This window comes from Pararhizobium capsulatum DSM 1112 (assembly GCF_030814475.1).
GTDB classification, from domain to species: domain Bacteria; phylum Pseudomonadota; class Alphaproteobacteria; order Rhizobiales; family Rhizobiaceae; genus Pararhizobium; species Pararhizobium capsulatum.
Genome location: NZ_JAUSVF010000001.1, coordinates 1,841,732 through 1,861,482, shown reverse-complemented (window position 1 = coordinate 1,861,482; position 19,751 = coordinate 1,841,732). Strand labels below are relative to the sequence as shown.

Annotated in this window: 18 protein-coding genes and 1 pseudogene; 6 read left to right on the top strand and 13 right to left on the bottom strand. The window is 54.5% G+C overall.

What is annotated here, in order from left to right:
- Window positions 1-135 precede the first annotated feature (135 nt).
- From rnc to rpoZ, 7 genes are all read right to left on the bottom strand, one after another.
- Window positions 136-849, bottom strand: a complete 714-nt coding sequence (gene rnc / locus QO002_RS08920; protein WP_307228755.1) for a ribonuclease III — start codon at window positions 847-849, stop codon at window positions 136-138.
- Window positions 846-1,589, bottom strand: a complete 744-nt coding sequence (gene lepB, locus QO002_RS08915; RefSeq protein WP_307228753.1) for a signal peptidase I — start codon at window positions 1,587-1,589, stop codon at window positions 846-848. Before lepB ends, rnc begins: the two co-directional genes overlap by 4 nt.
- A gap of 165 nt (window positions 1,590-1,754) precedes the next feature.
- Window positions 1,755-2,174: a holo-ACP synthase gene (gene acpS, locus QO002_RS08910; protein ID WP_307228751.1), complete on the bottom strand. Its 420-nt coding sequence runs from the start codon at window positions 2,172-2,174 to the stop codon at window positions 1,755-1,757.
- Window positions 2,175-2,236: 62 nt separating this feature from the next.
- Window positions 2,237-2,815, bottom strand: a complete 579-nt coding sequence (locus tag QO002_RS08905) for a DUF2062 domain-containing protein (protein WP_307228749.1) — start codon at window positions 2,813-2,815, stop codon at window positions 2,237-2,239.
- 234 nt (window positions 2,816-3,049) lie between these two features.
- Window positions 3,050-3,202 carry a DUF3563 domain-containing protein gene (locus QO002_RS08900; protein WP_307228747.1) on the bottom strand — a complete coding sequence of 51 codons (153 nt, stop codon included), beginning with the start codon at window positions 3,200-3,202 and terminating at the stop codon, window positions 3,050-3,052.
- 218 nt (window positions 3,203-3,420) lie between these two features.
- Window positions 3,421-5,637 carry a RelA/SpoT family protein gene (locus tag QO002_RS08895; protein WP_307228745.1) on the bottom strand — a complete coding sequence of 739 codons (2,217 nt, stop codon included), beginning with the start codon at window positions 5,635-5,637 and terminating at the stop codon, window positions 3,421-3,423.
- A 162-nt stretch (window positions 5,638-5,799) separates the two neighbouring features.
- Window positions 5,800-6,210, bottom strand: a complete 411-nt coding sequence (gene rpoZ, locus QO002_RS08890; protein WP_307228743.1) for a DNA-directed RNA polymerase subunit omega — start codon at window positions 6,208-6,210, stop codon at window positions 5,800-5,802.
- 137 nt (window positions 6,211-6,347) lie between these two features.
- Between rpoZ and QO002_RS08885 the strand changes: the two genes are divergently transcribed.
- Together QO002_RS08885 and QO002_RS08880 are read left to right on the top strand one after the other, a co-directional pair.
- Window positions 6,348-6,515, top strand: coding sequence for a hypothetical protein (locus QO002_RS08885; protein WP_307228741.1), 168 nt, complete (start codon window positions 6,348-6,350; stop codon window positions 6,513-6,515).
- 428 nt (window positions 6,516-6,943) lie between these two features.
- Complete coding sequence (locus QO002_RS08880) at window positions 6,944-7,528, top strand: LabA-like NYN domain-containing protein (protein WP_307228739.1); 585 nt, start codon at window positions 6,944-6,946, stop codon at window positions 7,526-7,528.
- A gap of 199 nt (window positions 7,529-7,727) precedes the next feature.
- Here QO002_RS08880 and smpB read toward each other — a convergent pair whose 3' ends face one another.
- Together smpB and dapA are read right to left on the bottom strand one after the other, a co-directional pair.
- Entirely contained in the window at window positions 7,728-8,204 is a 477-nt protein-coding gene (gene smpB, locus QO002_RS08875; RefSeq protein ID WP_307228737.1) for an SsrA-binding protein SmpB, read from the bottom strand.
- Window positions 8,204-9,088 (bottom strand): 4-hydroxy-tetrahydrodipicolinate synthase, encoded by an 885-nt coding sequence (dapA, locus tag QO002_RS08870; protein WP_307228735.1) that lies wholly within the window; start codon window positions 9,086-9,088, stop codon window positions 8,204-8,206. The genes smpB and dapA overlap by 1 nt, the downstream gene beginning before the upstream one ends.
- Before the next feature lie 334 nt (window positions 9,089-9,422).
- Here dapA and QO002_RS08865 point away from each other — a divergent pair, with 334 nt between their 5' ends.
- Window positions 9,423-11,501: a lytic transglycosylase domain-containing protein gene (locus QO002_RS08865; RefSeq protein WP_307233268.1), complete on the top strand. Its 2,079-nt coding sequence runs from the start codon at window positions 9,423-9,425 to the stop codon at window positions 11,499-11,501.
- Window positions 11,502-11,660: 159 nt separating this feature from the next.
- Window positions 11,661-12,554 (top strand): alpha/beta fold hydrolase, encoded by an 894-nt coding sequence (locus tag QO002_RS08860; protein ID WP_307228733.1) that lies wholly within the window; start codon window positions 11,661-11,663, stop codon window positions 12,552-12,554.
- A 127-nt stretch (window positions 12,555-12,681) separates the two neighbouring features.
- Here QO002_RS08860 and QO002_RS08855 read toward each other — a convergent pair.
- From QO002_RS08855 to QO002_RS08845, 3 genes and pseudogenes are all read right to left on the bottom strand, one after another.
- Window positions 12,682-13,715, bottom strand: a pseudogene (locus tag QO002_RS08855) (porin).
- A gap of 791 nt (window positions 13,716-14,506) precedes the next feature.
- Complete coding sequence (locus QO002_RS08850) at window positions 14,507-14,839, bottom strand: hypothetical protein (RefSeq protein WP_307228731.1); 333 nt, start codon at window positions 14,837-14,839, stop codon at window positions 14,507-14,509.
- A 335-nt stretch (window positions 14,840-15,174) separates the two neighbouring features.
- Entirely contained in the window at window positions 15,175-15,489 is a 315-nt protein-coding gene (locus QO002_RS08845; protein ID WP_307228729.1) for a sunset domain-containing protein, read from the bottom strand.
- 96 nt (window positions 15,490-15,585) lie between these two features.
- Between QO002_RS08845 and QO002_RS08840 the strand changes: the two genes are divergently transcribed.
- Both QO002_RS08840 and QO002_RS08835 read left to right on the top strand, forming a co-directional pair.
- A complete protein-coding gene (locus QO002_RS08840) occupies window positions 15,586-15,912 on the top strand; it encodes a hypothetical protein (protein ID WP_307228727.1) in 327 nt (108 codons plus the stop codon).
- A gap of 5 nt (window positions 15,913-15,917) precedes the next feature.
- Entirely contained in the window at window positions 15,918-16,445 is a 528-nt protein-coding gene (locus QO002_RS08835; protein ID WP_307228725.1) for a hypothetical protein, read from the top strand.
- 260 nt (window positions 16,446-16,705) lie between these two features.
- Here the strand turns inward: QO002_RS08835 and QO002_RS08830 are convergent, their stop codons facing one another.
- Window positions 16,706-19,171, bottom strand: coding sequence for a hypothetical protein (locus QO002_RS08830; RefSeq protein ID WP_307228723.1), 2,466 nt, complete (start codon window positions 19,169-19,171; stop codon window positions 16,706-16,708).
- Between the last annotated feature and the right edge of the window lie 580 nt (window positions 19,172-19,751).

Here is a 19,751-nt window from a genome sequence, read left to right as displayed (position 1 = left end):
TGTCGGTCAAATCCATAAGCAGCGGACATCCCGTCCGGCATGTGTTCAGTGTTTTGCGGGTAGCAACCTTTAAGGTTGGAACGATTCCGCTTCTTGATTTCCGTATTCTTGCCTCTTACGCGAACGCGCGCGCTCTCAGCCGAGGTCGGTCGATTTCCAGACGCCTTCCCGCTCCAGCACCTTCGTCGCAGCAACCTGCTCTGCGGCGCGCTTGGAGCGGTCGGTCCCAGTCTCGGGCGCTGTGCCAGCAACCTCGACCGTCACCGTGAAACGCGGATCATGATCCGGGCCTGAGCGGTCGTCAACGCGGTAGCTCGGCGCCACGCCGAATTTCGCATGCGCCCATTCCTGCAATTCTGTCTTGGCATCACGCCGCGCACCATCGGCGCGGCTTGCCCGCGTTCCCCAGTGGCGAAGCACGAAACCGCGTGCAGCCTCCATTCCGCCATCGAGATAGATCGCGGCAATGAGCGATTCTACCACATCGGCGCGGATGTTGAGCATGTGTTTTCCGGTGACCCGCTTCACGTCGGCACCGGTGCGGATAAAAAGATGCAGCTCAAGCGCATCGGCTACGACTGCGCAGCTTTCAGCACTGACGAGCTGGTTGAGGCGCACGGAAAGCTCGCCTTCAGCTGCATCACGAAACGTCTGAAACAGATGCTCGGCAATGCAGAGCCCGAGAACGCGATCGCCCAGAAATTCCAGGCGCTCATAATTCGAGCCCTTGGCATTGCGAGCGCTGGCATGGGTCAGCGCCCGGTCCAGCCGCTCCTGCTGGACGAAGTGGTAGCCGATCGCAGCCTCGAGCTTTTGCCGGTTCTCCGCGTTCAGCGACTTCCGGATCATTTTACGCTCTTGAACAGACGGTCGTAGCGGAGATTGGTCGGCCACTTCCAGATTTCACGGAAAGAGGTGTCGTTGCCAAGCGAGAAGAAGATCATGCTGGCGCGACCGACAAGGTTTTCCGCCGGAACGAAGCCGACATCAAAGCGGCTGTCGGCAGAATTGTCGCGATTGTCGCCCATCATGAAATAGTGGCCTTCCGGCACGATGAACTCGCGGGTGTTATCGCCACGGCTGTCAGGGAACTGGTCGAGCGTGTCGAAGTTCACGCCGTTATCGAGCGTTTCGCGGTAGACCGGTACGTCAGCCCCGGTGTCATACTGGTCGTCGGCGCGGAAGACGCCGTCCGGCGCACGCTCGACAGCCTTGTCGTTGACATAGAGAATGCTGTCGCGCACCTGGATGCGATCACCGGGCAGGCCGATCAGGCGCTTGATGTAGTCGATGTCGGGGTTCGGCGGGAAGCGAAAGACGACGACGTCGCCGCGCTTCGGCTCGCTTGCGAAGATGCGGCCTTCGAAGAGATCCGGCGAGAACGGCAGCGAATATTTCGAATAGCCGTAGGCGAACTTGTTGACGAAGATATAGTCACCAACGAGCAGCGTCGGCATCATCGAGCCCGAGGGAATGGTAAAGGGCTGGAAGAAAACGGTACGGATCACCACGGCAAGCAGAAGCGCCTGAATGATGACCTTGACGTTTTCCCACACACCACCCTGGCTTTTTTCAATCTTCTCTGCCACGCCGTTTTTCCTTGTGTGCTGCTCTCGCGTCGTCCTTAAGATAGGATTGAGGCTCGCGAAATTCAGCCGGTGTTTTCACTTAAAATCAGCCGGAAAGATGTTCAATCCAGCGTGATTTTTCCAAATAATACGACCCGCGAGCGCGATCGTTGTTTGAGACATGCTCTAAACGTTTCCTGATGCCGGAGCAACGGGCAGCGCCTCGATTATCACGAAGGCCTGGGCCAAGGGAAAATCGTCGGTAATGGTCAGGTGGATGACAGCGCGATGGCCTTCGGGCAGCATCCCGGAGAGCCGCTCTGCGGCGCCTCCAGTCAGCACCATGGTCGGTTTTCCACCCGGCAGATTGACGACGCCCATATCCTTCCAGAAGACGCCGGCCGACAGGCCGGTGCCGAGGGCCTTGGAGCATGCCTCCTTGGCGGCAAACCGCTTGGCATAGGATTCCGCCCGGTTCTTGCGGCCTTCCGACTTTCGGATTTCGATGTCGGTGAAACAGCGATGCGTAAAACGTTCACCGAAACGATCGATGGATCCCGCAATGCGGCGGATATCGATCAGATCGCTTCCAATACCAATAATCATTCCAGCTCACAGATCATGGGCAATCGAAAAGCCTGTGGCCGCTTCGATTGCGGATTGAAACGTCACGCCTCATGCTTCTTCGACACAGAAAGCGATGCCACCCGCGTAAGACGCCGCATCTCGCGTCTTTGCTGAAACAGACGTGCCGCAGCATAGGCGAGGCCATAGAAAACCACGGCACTCGTCATCGAAAGCGGGATTGCGCCGACGAGCATCGGCTTCAGCACAGGCGTCCACAGATGCGAGAACTCCAGGTTCTCAAGCATATCGAAAATTTCGCCGCCGGATAGCATCTGGTGCGAACTGCGGCCGAGCACCACGACGCCTGCTTCGTAGGTCGCGGCAAGAATGAAGGGAATGGTCACGGGATTGGCAATTGCCGTCGCAAGCGCTGCGGCAATCAGGTTGCCGGAAAGCATATAGGCAAGCGCAACGGCAATGAGGATGTGTAATCCGACGAAAGGCGTGGCGGAAGATGCAGCGCCGGCAGCAACCCCCACGGCGATACAGTGGGGCGTCGAAGACAGTCGCAGAACCCGCAGCGTCATATACCGCAGGCCACGCGAAAAACCCTTTCGCGGCCACAGGAACGCACGGACCTTACCGGCAAAGGTGGCCGGTTTTCTGCGACGGAACAACATGAGATGCTTGATAGACGAAGATTGCAGCCAGGCACAATGCCATCAGCGACAGATCACGGTTAATTCGGCGCGATATTTCCTCCGCGCATCAACCGACGCGGGCGAAGATATTCAGTTCTTTCCCGGTCTGCGATCGGCATCTGAAAAAATCATGCAAATACCAACCGGAAGTCACTCAATTTGTGCATAGCTGCTGGCCGCCTGCACCGCAGGCAGCCGAAGCGGACGACTTGCTTAGAAACCGCGACGGAAAAGGCCACAATCGACCTGGCGCTGGCGGTATTCAAGATCGATGCGATCGACAGAACCATTGAGATAGGTGAGTTCGCGATCTTCGGTGGACGGAGCGCGCAGAGCGCTGGTGAACTTCTTCAGTTGCTTGAACATGGTAAACCTCTTTTCGTTTACCTCCCGAGCATGAAGATAGGTGAGCGACTGCTTTTCTACCAGCGCCGGTTACAGTCAGCAGCCATGCGCATAACGCATGGGCAGCCTAGCGTATCGGCAATATAAGCCTATTTAGGAAGCAATTGCTCTGACACCAGGCAAAACCCTCTCAAAATCGCCAGGCCGGCAGGTGGCTCGGTCATCTGCTTTCGAACAGATTATTCAAAGACACGCTTGACGGTCGACACCGTTGGAAGATCGCGCATCTGGGTCAGGAGATGGTTCAACTGACGCAGGTCCCAGACTTCCACGTCGATCTGGAACTCGCTGAAATCGGCGGCAACCCGGCCCATGCTGAGCCCCCGGATATTGATATCGCTGGTCGCGATTGCCTGGGCAATCTCGGCAAGCGTACCCGGCTCGTTCAGGGCGTTGATCTGGATGCGGGCCATGAAGCGGGTGTTGTTGGCCTCGTCAAGATCCCAGCGCACATCGATCCAGCGTTCCGATTCCTCGTCGAACTTCTGCAGGCTCGGCGACTGGATCGGATAGATCGTGATCCCCCTGTCCTTTTCCATGATGCCGACGATACGGTCGCCGGGCACAGCGCCGGATGCGCTGAAATGGACCTGCGCATCGCCCGAAAGTCCGCGAATGGGCAAGGCATCCGGTCCTGCGGCCTCTTCGAACATATCCTTCGGACGCTCCGGCAGCTTGAAGACCATGCCGGCGGCACTGCGCATATTGAACCAGCCCTGATCGACGGGCTTGACGGTGACGCGTTCGTCCTGGTGATCGGGGTGAACCGCCCGCAGGACATCGAGTGACGAAAGTTCGCCTCGCCCGACGGACGCAATCGCGTCTTCCACATCCTTCTGGCCAAGCCGATGAAGGACTGGCTTCAGGCCGTCGCGGGTGAAAGACTTGCCGGCACGCTCGAAAGTCCGCTCCAGAATGCGGTAGCCGAGGCCGGAATACTGCTTGCGGATAGCGGCACGCGTTGCCCGGCGAATGGCCGAGCGCGCCTTGCCGGTGACGACGATTTCTTCCCAGGCCGCCGGCGGCACCTGGATACCGGAACGGACGATCTCGACTTCATCGCCGTTCGAAAGTCTTGTGACCAGTGGCATGATACGGCCATTGATCTTGGCACCGACGCAGGTATCGCCGATATTGGTGTGGACGGCATAGGCGAAATCGATCGGCGTGGCGCCGCGCGGAAGGGCAATGAGCTGACCTTTCGGCGTGAAACAGAAGACCTGATCCTGAAAAAGCTCGAGCTTCGTGTGCTCCAGGAACTCTTCCGGGTTGTCGCCCTCAGCCAGCGATTCGATCGTCCGACGCAGCCAGGAATAGGCGTTGGAACCCGGCGAGAGCTTTACGTCGCTTGCCGGCTCGGTGCCGTCCTTGTAGAGCGTGTGGGCGGCAATACCGTATTCCGCGATCTCGTGCATCCATCGCGTGCGGATCTGCAGTTCGATACGCTGCCGGGAAGGACCGACGATCGTGGTGTGGATCGACTGATAGTCGTTCTGCTTCGGCGTCGAGATGTAGTCCTTGAAGCGCCCGGGTACGACCCGCCAGCGCGTATGGACGATGCCGAGCGCGCGGTAGCAGGCAGGAATATCCTCAACGATAATGCGGAAACCCCAGACATCCGAAAGCTGCTCGAAGGACAATGACTTCGACTGCATCTTCTTGAAGACCGAATAGGGCTTCTTCTGGCGCCCCTTGACGACGGGATCGGTCAATCCCTTGACCTTCAGCAACTCGCCGAGCTCGTCCTCGATCTTCTTGATCAGCCCCTCATTGCGGGTCGAGAGCTCCTCGAGCCGCCGGGTAACTGTTTCGAAGGCCTCCGGATTGATATGGCGGAAGGAGAGGTTTTCCAGCTCCTCGCGCATGTCCTGCATACCCATGCGGCCGGCGAGCGGCGCATAGATTTCCATCGTCTCTTCGGAAATCCGGGCGCGCTTTTCCGCCGACATGTGGTCGAGAGTGCGCATGTTGTGAAGACGGTCGGCGAGTTTGACGAGCAACACCCGAACATCGTCGGAAATCGCCAGGAGCAGCTTGCGCAAATTTTCGGCCTGCTTGGCCTTCTTGGTCACAAGATCAAGCTTCTTGATCTTCGTCAGTCCCTCGACCAGCGCACCGATATCCTCGCCGAAAAGCTCGTCGATTTCCGCGCGCGTGGCCGTCGTATCCTCGATCGTGTCATGGAGCAGAGCGACAGCAATGGTCGACTCGTCGAGATGCATATCGGTCAGGATTGCCGCGACTTCGAGAGGATGGGAGATGTAGGGATCGCCGCTGGCGCGCTTTTGCTGTCCATGCTTCTGCATGGCATAGACATAGGCCTTGTTCAGCAGGGCCTCATTGACGTCGGGTTTGTACTTCTGAACGCGCTCAACGAGCTCGTATTGGCGCATCATTCCTGAACGGCTCCCGCAGAACGCTTTCAAAAACAGAAAGTGCGCCAATCATAGGAGTGGCGCACCGCTTTGCAAAGTCAGCTGCTTGCGTCAAATGGCGGATATGCGGGAACCGCTGATATCGCCGATGACAGGACACATCGAAACGCGTCTTGCCCGACCTTAGTAGTCGTCGCTCTTTTCCGGCGGAACGAGGCCTTCGATGCCGGCCAGCAACTCTTCTTCCGACATGCGGTCGAAGGTCACGACTTCCGGCTGGTCATCGTCTTCCCCGGACTGGTCAGCAAAAACAGCAGCCGCTTCGTTGACGATGAGCGAGGCCGGATCGGGCTCGGGCTCATCGACTTCAACATGCTTCTGCAGCGAATGGATGAGGTCTTCCTTGAGATCGCCCGGCGACAGCGTCTCATCGGCAATTTCGCGAAGAGCAACGACAGGGTTCTTGTCGTTGTCGCGGTCGATGGTGATAGCGGCACCCTGCGAGATCAGGCGGGCGCGGTGGCTGGCCAGAAGCACGAGCTCGAAACGGTTATCGACTTTGTCGATGCAATCTTCAACAGTGACGCGGGCCATGGCCTGTCCTTTTGGTCTTGGGAGCAAGGCTGCGTTCACCCTTCGGAGGGACTGCCTCGCCGTGCCGATTGACAACATCGGAACCCGCGTCCAGCCGTCGGCTGACGGTACGCATGGCTCCAATTTCCGGAAGTAGCTTGCCCGATACAATCAAAAGCGGGCAAATTCAAGTTTTTCCTGCTGCAAGGCAAAAGATATCCGCCTTTGCGGGGATTGCACCCATTTCCCATGCGCCTAAAGAGGTATTCCAAAATGAAACATCCCTGCCTGAATGGCAGGCTACAGACCATTTTGAGACATTCTAAAGGTGCAAACGCAAGAGAATTGCTCTTCCTCTAGCCACGCGGATGGGCACCTATGTGAAGCCCTTGGTCAAACAGAAGTTGCTGATATCCTTTGACTTCTACAGGAATGATGATTGAATATGGGTCAGGGGGAGAGTTGCTGAAATGCGGGGAGAAAACGGCCGACCGGGGGCATAGCTATTTTATGCTTACGGAATATGTTTGCGGGGGAAAAATTACTAAAAAATGCCTCATTAATCCCTTTATTGGAAAAATCCTGCGAAAACTCGCACTTTCGCCGAGAATTGCATTGGTTTAAGGCGAACATTCGAACCCGGTTCATGAACCCAAAAAATCTCTTAATGTTAAGACATTCTCTGCTTCGGACGTCGCTTTTTGCTCGGTCAGATTGAATTAAAGGACATTGAGGCAACAAAAGGAATATTGAGATGTTCGATCCACGCGAGAAAATCGCGCTTTTTATTGACGGTGCAAATTTATATGCGGCGTCGAAAAGCCTGGGCTTCGACATTGACTATCGTAAGCTTCTAAAAGCTTTCCAGAAGCGCGGATATCTTCTTCGCGCCTACTATTATACTGCGCTGATCGAGGACCAGGAGTATTCCTCCATCCGCCCATTGATCGATTGGCTAGACTACAACGGTTACAAGGTTGTGACGAAGCCCGCCAAGGAATTCACGGATTCGCTCGGTCGCCGCAAGATCAAGGGCAACATGGATATCGAGCTGGCCATCGACGCGATGGAGCAGGCGGAGACTGTGGATCATCTGGTGATTTTCTCCGGCGACGGCGATTTCACGACACTCGTCGAAGCGCTGCAGCGCAAGGGGCGCAAGGTTTCCGTGGTTTCCACGATGTCGACGCAGCCGCCGATGATTGCAGACGACCTTCGCCGACAGGCCGATCATTTCATCGAGCTTGTCACGCTGAAAGCGGAAGTCGGCCGAGATCCGTCCGAACGTCCGTCAAGACTTCCTGAGCCAATCGGCGTCGGCAACGAACCGGACGCATGAATTTTTGCTGTGTCATACCGCTCCGGCACACCGGGGCGGTATGACTCTTCAGTGAGTGTGTTTCGAAAGCCTGCACCTGCACGCTTTCAAGCCAACCCTGCCAAGATGATGGGATGGCACACTGGATATCCAAAGCGGCAAGACTTTCTGACGGGCCAGCTTGTCCGCAGCGAACACGTGGTGGTCTGCGGAAGATTTCTCAGTGCTCTTTCAACAAGCGGCTCTTCTGGCGATTCCAGTCGCGCTCTTTTTCGCTTTCGCGCTTGTCATGCAGCTTCTTGCCCTTGCCGAGAGCAAGTTCCAGTTTCGCCCTGCCCTGATCGTTGAAATAGATCTTGAGGGGAATGAGGGTCATGCCGTCGCGATTGATCGCCCCCCGAAGCCGGTTGACCTCACGTTTTGACAAAAGCAGCTTTCGACGGCGGCGCGGTTCATGGTTGAAGCGGTTTGCCTGAAGATATTCAGGCAAATACGAGTTGATCAACCAGATCTCGCCGCCCTCATCAGAGGCATAGGATTCGGCGATGTTAGCTTTGCCTTCGCGCAGAGATTTGACCTCCGTGCCGGTCAAGACCATGCCGGCTTCGTAGGTATCGATGATCTCGTAATTGAAGCGGGCCTTCCGGTTCTCCGCCACAATTTTCTTGATCACGCGCTGGCTGCCTTTGGGTGCCATCAGTTCATCAGCCCCGCATGGCGAAGTGCTGCATCCATCGCTGCCTCCGTTGCCGGCTCCAGCGTCGGCAGAAGCGGAGAACGCACGGTACGGCTCATGCCGCGCAGCTTGTTAAGGCCGTATTTCACTCCACAGAGACCCGGCTCCATGAAGATCGCCTTGTGCAACGGCATCAACTTGTCCTGATATTCCAGTGCCTTGACATAATCTCCGGCAAGTGTCGCTTCTTGGAATTCGGCGCAAAGACGAGGAGCAACGTTTGCCGTCACGGAAATGCAACCGACGCCACCATGGGCGTTGAAGCCAAGGGCCGTCGCGTCTTCGCCGGACAGCTGAACGAACTGAGGACCACAAGCCAGGCGCTGTTCGGAGACGCGCTCGATCTTACCGGTCGCATCCTTGACGCCCAGGATCGACGGATAGGCGCTATGCAACGCCGCCATCGTTTCCACGCTCATATCCACGACCGAGCGGCCGGGGATGTTGTAGATCACGATTGGCAGCTTTACGCTTTCGGCAATGGCGGCATAATGGGCATAGAGCCCCTTCTGGGTCGGCTTGTTGTAATAGGGCGTGACAACCAGAATCGCGTCTGCACCAGCCTTTTCAGCGTGCTGCGCAAGCTCGACAGCTTCGGTCGTGTTGTTGGAGCCGGCACCGGCGATGACCGGAACGCGACCCGCCGCCGTCTTGATGCAGAGTTCCACCACCCGTTTGTGCTCGGCATGCGAAAGCGTCGGCGATTCCCCGGTCGTGCCAACGGGCACGAGGCCGTGGCTACCTTCCGCGATCTGCCATTCCACATGGGCAACGAAGCTTTCCTCATCGACGGCTCCAGTGGCCATAAACGGGGTAACGAGAGCGGGAATGGATCCCTTGAACATGCACGACTCCTGACGGCGCCCGGGTTGTGAGACAACCAACCCACGCTTTGGCCGTATTTCATGGTTAGAAAACTGGCGCACCATAATCATGTGAGATGCCTGCGGCAAGCATCTATGCGGCATTCGGACGTCGCATATCCAACTGAAGCAGCTGGCAAACGTGTCGCGACACAGACATACGGCTCCACTTTGTAGCTTCAAGGGTGAAACTGGCTGGTTCAGGGGATATCAGTCGAATTCTAGGAAAACTGGTAACTATTCGTTAACATTTGCGTCGCCAAATGAAGAAGGATTGCAGGGCATTACGGGGCTCTTCATGCGCATCTACGGTTCTTTGCGGCTGACCATGCCGATGCTCTACGCATCGAGCATTCTTGTGGCCGGGCTTCTTCCGATCGGACAAGCCTTAGCCTTCGACGGAAAAACGCCGCTTCCCAAAGCACGTCCCGATATCGCTGTAAAAACCGATTTTGCCCCTGCCCGGGCAGACATAACCAGCTCGATCGCTGCCGCGACGTCAAATATTCCTGTCAACTCCAGCCTGAAAGACGGGCTCGACGCACTTTCGAACAAGAATGCCGCAAGGGCAATCGAAGTACGTAACACCATGCCCAACGGAACGCTTGACCGCCATATTCTCAGCTGGGCGATTGCGCTCTCCAACCAGAAGGGTGTGCCATCCCACGAAATCGCCGCCGCGCAGCAGGAATTGAAAGGCTGGCCGGGGCTTGGGGCGTTGCGTGCCAATTCCGAGCGGGCACTCTTGCGCGAAAACCCTCCAGCTTCCGACGTCATCGCGGCCTTCGGCAACAGCCAGCCGGAAACGACGGACGGCTCCATCGTGCTGGCGCGCGCCCTGGTGCAGACGGGAAACAGGAGTGCGGCAGCCAAGCTTCTCGAAACGCTCTGGACAACGGAACGACTCGACAAGGACACTGAAGACAAGGTCATTTCGGAGTTTTCGGATCTTCTGACGGTAGATGAGCATCGCGGCCGCATGAAGATGCTGCTTTATCGCGGACGGTTGGAACAGGCCGCCCGTTTCAGCGATCTCGGCAAGGCGCAGTCGCTGTATCGCGCGTGGGCCGCTGCGGCGAAGAACACGGCGAGCGCACCGGCGCTCGTCGCAGCCGTCGATCCATCCTGGGCGAAAGATCCGGCTTATCTGTTCATCCGCATCGAGCTGCTGCGAAAGCAGGAAAAATACGCCGAGGCGGCAAAACTGCTTGCCTACGCGCCCAAAGACGCAGCGGCACTTGTTGATCCCGGCGAATGGTGGGTTGAACAGCGCATCGTCAGCCGGGGGCTTCTCGACAAAGGCGATTTCAAAGGCGCCTATCAGGTCGCAGCCAACCATTCGGCCAGCGAAGCTTCGGATGTCGTTGATGCCGAATTCCACGCTGGTTGGTATGCGCTTCGCGCGCTGAACGACGCCAAGACGGCAGAAGGCCATTTTCGTCGTATCCTTGCCGTTTCAAACCGCCCCATTTCGGTTTCGCGCGCCTATTACTGGCTGGGTCGTGCCGCTGAAGCGGGCGCTGGAGGTTCTTCGCATGCGTATTTCGCCGAGGCAGCCAAGCTGTCCGGCACCTTTTATGGGCAGCTTGCCGCCGCGCGCCTGGGCACCGACGCCCTCAACGTCGCCTACCCGACGCCGACGCCGAGTGACCGCGTTGCCTTTGAAAATCGCGAGGCCGTCCAGGCCATTGCCCGGTTGGAAGCTGCCGGACATGGCTGGCGCGCGGACAATCTTTATCGCGCACTGGCCGACGAACTCACCAGCCCCGGAGAGCTTGCAATCCTCGCATCACGCGCCGAAAAGACACGGGGTCATCAGCTCTCGCTGCAGATCGGCAAGCTCGCCTTCGGGCGCGGCCTCGACGTAGCCGCCCTCGCCTTCCCGATCGGTGTCATTCCCTCAACTGCCAACATTGCGGGCGCCGGCAAGGCACTGGCCTATGCGATCGCCAGACAGGAAAGCGCATTCAATTCCGCAGCCGTTTCGCCAGCCAATGCGCGTGGCCTCCTCCAAATTCTGCCGGGAACGGCAAAAGGCGTGGCCGGACGCCACGGTCTTGCCTTTTCCAGTGACCGCCTTACAACCGACGCCGCCTACAATGCGACGCTCGGCGCCCACTACCTCGGCGAACAAATCAATGATTTCGGCGGCTCTTACATCCTGACCTTCATCGCCTATAATGCCGGGCCAAAGCGGGTTCCCGAATGGCTCAATCGCTACGGCGATCCGCGCGGAAAGCCAATCGACGAGGTTGTCGACTGGATAGAGCGCATTCCCTTCGCTGAAACCCGGGGCTACGTCCAGCGCGTGATGGAAAACTATCAGGTCTACAAGACCCGTCTCGGTCAGAAAGCCGATATCGTCAGCGACCTGCGAATGGGCCGCCAGGGATAATCTGCCGCATATCTATCCGAAACGTCGCAAATATGCGGCGCGGCAAGGTGTTTCGCTCCTCAAAAGCCGATCGCCCTATTCCATCCATTCGGGACGCAAAAGCCTGTTTCAATTTCCGCTGATGTGAGCATCATTGCTGAGATCGAACGGAGCATCGTAATGGCAGAAGCAAGCAAGCCGGATTTTGTCGAGCATTTCGTAGGTGCAACAGATGGCATATCCATCTATGTACGGGAATACGGTAGCAACCTTCGTGGTCAGACGCGATTGCCGATCGTTTGCCTTGCCGGCTTGAGCCGCAACAGCCGCGATTTTCACGAGCTGGCGGTTCATCTATCGATGCGAAAGTTCCAGCCACGCCAAGTTATCGCCTTGGACTATCGCGGGCGAGGCAAGTCTGATTGGGATCCAGATAGCAGCCACTACCAGCTTCCCATTGAAGCGCAGGATGTTGTTAAAGTTTGCGAAGCTTTGGGCATCGCGAAGGCCAATTTCATCGGAACCTCCCGCGGCGGCTTGATCCTTCACCTGCTTGCTGCGACCAATCCGGCGCTCCTGAACAGCGTTATTCTCAATGACATCGGGCCAGTCATCGAGCATGCCGGCCTGCTGCATATCCGCGATTATCTTTCTTCACCCACTCGCTTTCTTGAATGGAAGGACGCGGTCCAGAATCTTAAGCACCTTCACGGCGACGCGTTTCCAGTTTTGTCGGAAGAGAACTGGGAGGCGATGGCCTATGCAATTTACCGTCACGACGGTAGAGAAATCATCGCTGATTACGACCCTGCCCTCGCCGATGCGCTGAAGAACCTGAATGCCGAAACGTCACTGCCAGACATGTGGCCGCTTTTTGAGAAGCTGACTGCCGTTCCGCTGCTTGTTATTCGCGGCGAGAGATCAACAATACTCTCCGGAGAGACACTCGCGGAAATGATCGTGCGGCATCCGAATGCGACGGCAGTGCTCGCAAAAGGTCAGGGTCACGCGCCCCTCCTGCATCTTGATGAGCCGGCGCAAACAATAGAGCGATTTTTGGATGCCCTTACCTGAGATTCTGTGAGCTGTCTAAGCCAATAGCGCTGACCGCCGCGAGATACAGCGCCACCTTGCTCCCCATCAAACAAAAAGCCCGGCCTTTCGGCCGGGTTTTCTCTTCCCTGACAAAAGTCAGATCAGATTAGAAGTCGCGCTGCAGACGGACGAAACCAGTGATGGAGTCGTCGTTGTCGATATCATCGGCTTCGACCTTGTTGTAGTTGACCGTAGCGAGCGTGCGCAAACCATCAGTGATCTGGTAGCCAGCGGTCAGACCAACTGCCCAAGCGTCGTCGCCGCCGAAGCTGTGACGCTATTACGAACGCTACCGAAGTACTGAGCGCCGGGGGTGATAGTGAACTTGTCAGTTGCCTTGATTTCGTACGAGGCAGCAACCGACCACTCAGAAGTGCTCCAGTAAGCATTCGGATTGGTGGCGTAGATGCCAGCAATCTGGAAGCTACCCGGACCGAAAGTTGCAGTAAAGCGAGATTTGAAAGCAGCTTCATCGACGTCGAAGTCGTAAGAACCGATCAAGAGAGCGTCAACACCGCCGATGGTGCCACGAACCAGTGCCGAGATACCGACGCCATCATCGTGACCGAACTGCTCGATTTCATTCGGCTCAAGATCTTCAACCGAAGCGCCGATCTGGAACGAACCAGCATCGTAGGTGTACTGAACGGAGTTGAAGAGGTTACCACCGGTCGAGTCGGTTTCGCCTGCGATACCGAAATCGTCCCACCAGTTGTAGAAGTTACCGATCTTGAAGCCAGCGATTTCGATCCATGCGCCGTCGAGGATGACGCCGCCGCCGCTGCCGTTGATCGAGCTCTGATCGATCGAGTGACCGGTGTCAGCCTGAAGGTTGATGTAGCTGGAGAGCGTGCCGAATTCGGTATCGTTCTTAGCAGCAACAGTCAGGTAACCGCGGGTGTAGGAACCCCAGCTGTTCTCGCCAACATCGCCGAATTCAACCTGGGTACGAACGTAACCGCTGATGCTCAGGCAGGTTTCGGTGCCCGGGATGTAGAAGTAGCCGGTGCCGAAAGCGTCGCAAACGCGAACGTATTCCATGGGCTCGGGCTCAGCAGCGACGATAGCGTCGGCAGCGTGTGCGCCGGATACTGCTGCGAGAGCAGCAGCGGAGCCGAGAAGAAGGCTCTTGATGTTCATTTCTGACCTCCAGTCAAAAGTTTCAAACGGGTCTGGGTATTTTGCTGAAGGACAGCGTTCCCTGCCCCATCCCCAACATTTAGAAAGTCGGACGATCAACCGCCCTCGCTTCCGAAGTTGAAAATACAAGACCGGCCCGTTGGCGCATTGTGGCGGTGCCTTGGAGCCTAGGACGAGCGCGAAAACACCCGATCTCAACAGGCTAAAAATTGAGAACTAGTTCGATATGCAAATGAACGGTCAATATGACAGAGATATTGCGCCCTAAACGGGCTAGTACATTGCAAAGAACCATTCGATGACTAGTTGGCGTCTACATTCCCCCACTATAACAAATTGTAGCGAAAACTAATATTATGCGAAACAATGGCGGAACGATAGAAGAACACTATCCATGTCAATTTGGCGCGCTATAGCCCCACTAATAAAATTCTCTCAAGAGCTTGTCACAATGCAGAAAGGACTAGCCAATATGGGCTAGCGCGTCTACGCTCTCTGTGTTGGGGCTGTATAAAATCTTTAGCACACCGACAGGGGCTTTCGTGGCGGCGGCGCGAAGGCCCTTTTTATTTGGCATTATGCCCCAGAAGAACATAACCCCGATACCTGACCGGTTTCGTCACCGCCTTCAGTTCCGCCTGCCCTCTATGGGTCTTTTCTTTTGCCGCCCCTACGCTACCTCCACCCCGCTCGCAATTGGAAACACGAGCATCGGCAAGGTTCTGGACGCCACATCCGGGCCTTGCCACCCGTTGAGCCAACGCGCTCGATGCCGACTATCGCGAACGGGGCTATGCTCGCTTCAATTCATCACTTCGACGCAAAAAGAACTTCGATTTTATACCGATCCATAACAGCGCACAGAACACGGCGACGCTGACATAGAGGTTCACAAACATTGTTATTGCGAAGGTGATTACCAACCCCGTTCCGCACGCGACGCCAAAGCGAAACGAGTATGGTTTGCCTTTGCCGCCCCACCCCATCGCCAATGACGTTGTGATCCAAATGAATAGCAGGAACACATACGGTCCAACGGGCGATAGCCAGAACGGGCGGAAGACAACCCCGAGAACGGCGCATAAAACGCCAAACGCCAAACCGACTACAGTTTCTATCTTCATCTAGTTCTCACATTTCAACGCGGTTCCAACCGCCGCTAGTCACTCATCTCATGGAAACCAGGCGCCCGGGCTTCCGCCTTTTTTCTGCCTTTCCGATATGAAGTGAAAAGGACCGCAAACGCGGAGGCATACAGAAACCCCACGAGGAATGGGAAAAATACCCATAGACCGTTCCAGACGGGCATGCCCAATCTGATGCGCTCAATGGCTTTTGCCAGCACCAAGAGCGGAGCCACTACCGCGCAAAGCCGCATAAATTCGATCGAAGTTGGAAGACAATTTCCAGACTTGGCGAATGGTCCTCAGCACGTTAGAGCCCATTAAACGCCTACCATCTATCTACCGGCTTTACGCCAACCGGCAGCGCGTGCTTCCGCCTCAGAGCAAAACCACCGCTCGCCATATTCAGGGCTGATCCGGGTTTGGTCGTAGTCCTCCTGCCCGGGTGTATGAAATATCTTCTCACCACTATTAATTGAAATATTGCCTTTGATTTCACAACCTTGAGTCATTGCAGCGACGGAAGAGAACAGATCGCCAACGCTGTAATAGCCAGCTATCCCCAACGCCACTACGCCAAGAACGATGCCCGGTGCTTCGCTGATGAAAGACTGGCGGTTTGGTTTTTTCTGAAACTGGCGATGGCGCATCGACTATTCCCCGTTTTCGCGCTTAGATAGCAGACGGGGATTTATAGTCGTTTTAAACAATCGTTAAAATTGATGCAGCATGGGGGAAGCAACTGAATGAAACGTATCGTTTGCGTGGCAATATTCTCATTGCTGGTCTTGCCGACGATGGCGAACGCGGGTCAAGAATTCGCAATACGTGGAGTCGGCAATTCATCGTGCGGCAAATACGTCCGCGATGACAATTTGAGGAAGTTCGCACTGCAATGGGTAGGCGGCTTTACTACCGCTATCAATCAAATGCAGGCTGAAGTTTCCACGGAACGGACGGATATGTTGAAAGGCGCAGATGGGGATGCCATCGACGTATGGATGATGAATTACTGCACCCAAAACCCGCTAAAGACGATCCGAGAGGCGGCGAGTGAACTGGTTAGGCAGTAAAGGTGATGTATAAGGGAATGATTAGGAAGACTTTGCGAGCCGCCTTGGTTTTGTTTCTGCTGCCGATAATGTCGAACGCGGAAGACCTTCCGCTTACGAAGGACTATGCAGGAAACTATCTCTGCAAGATGACGGCTCAGGCTGGCATTCATTTTGACGAAACCGCTGGCAAATGGATTTCAGCAACGTTCAACGTCGAAGACAGCGCGTATATTGTAAATGTGATCGACACTGGACAACAAAGCACGAAGCAATTTACGGGTTGGAACGCTCGGATTTACAACATCACCGTAAAAACCTTCAGCGGAACGGGAACAGCCTATCCCTGTTTCAACGTGATGGCTCCAGCAGATGAAAGGAACAACATTTCGACAGCGAACGGCTATGCGGAATGTTTCTTCTCGCAATGGAAATATAGCTTTGATTTCGAGACACTGAAGATGCAAGTCATGTTCGATGGTGGCTATATGGACAATGAACTGAACACAGACACGCCAGCAGTCTCCGTTGGGAAATGCCAGCGTATTGATTAATCCCGCGACAGCCCCTTCACCACTCTAAGCCGGTTCCCGTCGATCAACTCAATCACTCCATCGCTCTGAAGCCGGCACAGCGCGTTCGCAATCGCGTGCTGGTCATATCCCTGTCCTACAGCGGCACACCGACATCGAACAGACTGATGGCCTCCTGTGTGTCGATATGGCGAATTAGATCGATGATGGCTTCGTTGACTGGCTGCATAGTGAGAACATCGCTATAGATGTTCTCACTATGTTCAGGGTAGCCGGATGAGTCAACCTCGATACCCTTGTGCAGACATCAGGCTATTGACAAGCCGTTGTGGCGAATTGCGGTCTTTGCCAGGAAAAAGGTGCAACGTGGACGCCAGCGCTTGGATTGCAGGTTCGCGCTCCATTTTGTGATCATAGACCAGCGCTTGTCCCGCCGTTTTAAACGCACTGTCATAATTGCCCGGTTTTGCATGCTCCAGCGCGATTTCACTAATGATTTGCATCGCGCCTACATGGTCAATTGTCGGGGCATCAATGCGCTTGCGTTTGGTAGGTGTTTTTGGCTTCAGTGTCGTGGCGAATTCAGGTGCCGTAGTTATCTGACGACGCGCCAACCACGCATCCACATCCAGAAAAGCAACTTCGCTGGCTATTAGTATTTCACCGCCTGCTTTTTTCGGCAGGCATGCGAGATAGATGGCGGTGTTGATTGAGTCTCGACCAACCTCCAAGTCAAACCGAATATCTTTGTACTGCTGCTTGATGCGTTCAGCGACCGTCAAAAAAAGCCGCTTGTTAACACTGCGATTGACTGGCTTATCAAGCGGGATCAGAAAATGAAAACGCGGGCAAGCTTCAGTGGAGCTAATCGAATTGTAGATTACATGTGTAAGACCAAGATCATCAGCCAAAAATCTTGAGAAATCCTCTGGTGAAACGTCGCTGCCATCCACGTCCATCTGAAGCATTTTTGTGCTTTCAATGTTGCCCGAGCGCAGATGGTTATTGTGGTCTCTAAAAAAGCCTTCGCGAATCATCGGAAGAGCCATCTTTGATCTTTTTTGCTTCGACTGTTCATGGATCACATTAAGGATATCGTGCCACGCCAAGTTTTCGTGAAATGTAGGAAACGAGTCACCGCGCTTTTCCCAAAGACCAACAGTGAATCCGTCATATTGCTTCGTATCTTCATTGGACCAACGTTCATCCTCACGCTTAGTATTGCGATTGGCATTGTAATCCGCCTTCTCCTTTTCCTTTTCCTCTAAGCGGAACTCTTCAAAACCAAGGTCAATAAAGATAGGCTCTTCACCGCCGAACTCTGCTTGCATTGCATAAGCGCTGTCCCGATCTGGCGAGAAAAAATAAAGGTCACCAGTATCATCGTATTCACGAACCGCCGTGCGCCCATGAAACTGGCTAATGTTCTCATAGGTCATCGCCTCACGCGCTTCAGAAGGCGTGATGTTATGTGCCGCATACAGATAGGCAGTGTCGATGTTGCTAAAGTTAACAGCCGCAAAATAGACAGAAGCATGCCTGTCTTTGAAAGCGTTCATGCCTCGCGGATTGGGGCTAATGCGCTCTGCAAAGCCGTTGCCCGTTTCAGTAATCCACGGATGCTTTGGTTCACCTTCTTTTGCATTGTTGACGGCAAAAATGTAAGGCGTCTCCTCTGGCTTTTCAAAGAGGATTTTGTGAACCGCTAAGGCAGCCTTTTCATTGGCATTGGCATTACCGATTATCTCAAGTCGCGACTTCGAAAAGGTCGGCTCACAGAAATAGTAATGGTTGAACTTCACCTTGGCTTCGTGCTTGTGCGAAAAGTCATGATACTTCGCTGCGATGTACGGATGCGGCTGGAAATTAACTTCATCCTTCCACATTTTGTAGAGCATGCTTTTTTTGAAGTTTGCGCCGATAATCGTAGCGGTGCGATACTGGCGAAGAACGCTGGGACAGACGGTCACATAAAATGAAAGACTGAGGCGCTTTCTTTTCATCAGGTCTTCATATTCTGTGACAGCGATAGCCACGCGGAAACGCGGATTAATCGCGTGATCGAGAATGGCGCTCTGCTGTTTGGATAGCGGCTGCTGTTCTTCGAGACAGCCGGTGCGCCACTGGATCATTCCCGCGTCATTCGGCTGAAGTTCATAATAAGCCGGGTTTTTCGTGTTGATAATTTTGAAGTTCGTGTCAACCCACGTGCGGGAAAGCATCATGCCGGTCAGCGTAAATCGCTTGTACACCGTCATGATCTCATCAACGATCAAATCGATTTTGCTGTAATCATCACCGGGAAAAAGGTTTGGGTCAGCCAGCAATTGACGGTCAAGCTTGTCGAGTTGGAGCTTTAAGGCAACCTCGTAGTTGACGCTTACCAACCGAGTGCCTGACTTGAGCGCTTCGCGGTAGCGAACAGCAGTCCCCTGTCCACTCTTATTGTTACGATGGATAGGCATACAAGAAACGCCAAGAGCATCGAACCCGGCTGCAATATCCTCCGTCATCGAATTGGTGGAAGTGCCAATCGTAAATCGCGCATCCGGGCAGGCAGCTACAAAGCGGTACATACTGCTGGTTTTGCGAGAACCGACAGGACCGTCACTGTAATAGACAACCTCGTTGGACAGCTTAATATTTTCGTGAAGATTGAGATTGGTTTCAATATCGAGAGTTGGTGACAAAAGTAATACCTCATAAAAACTTAGACAAAAGAAAAAGGTCGATGAAAAGTCCGGCATGAACTCATCGACCTTTAATGACTTTTTCTTTGTCTATTTGAGGTATCGAGTACAAAGCCTTCCGCTAACGACCTATCAGAAAACAAGTCGTGCCGGACTTTGTACTGATGAATATATTTAGTGAATTGCACCCAAATATATTGTTGCAACAATACAACAAGACTCCATAAATCGCGGAATATGCAGATTTACGCAGTACATTCTCTTTTTGGGATAACAAACTATATCAAAAGCGGCAACATAAGTCAATAATCGATACGGGCATGCTGCGTTATTTGTATCGTGCTTGAATGATATTGATATGGACGGCAGGTGATCTCACCTTCGGCTCGATCTGTCGCTTCGCTCCATTAACAGGATTTGATGGGATTGCTTGGCTGTGTGTCCTGGCTTCCGTGGCGGTCGTCGACTCAAGACCATCAGTCGGAAAGAAATGACACCTCATTGAATCCTATGGAATCCATAGGTCACTAGAAATTTTAAAGAATTTGGCTAAAGATAGCTAAGATATATTATAGCTTATATTTGCCAAAAAGTTCTAAATTTTGGATTCAAGAATCATAAGGTTCATAAGAATTCA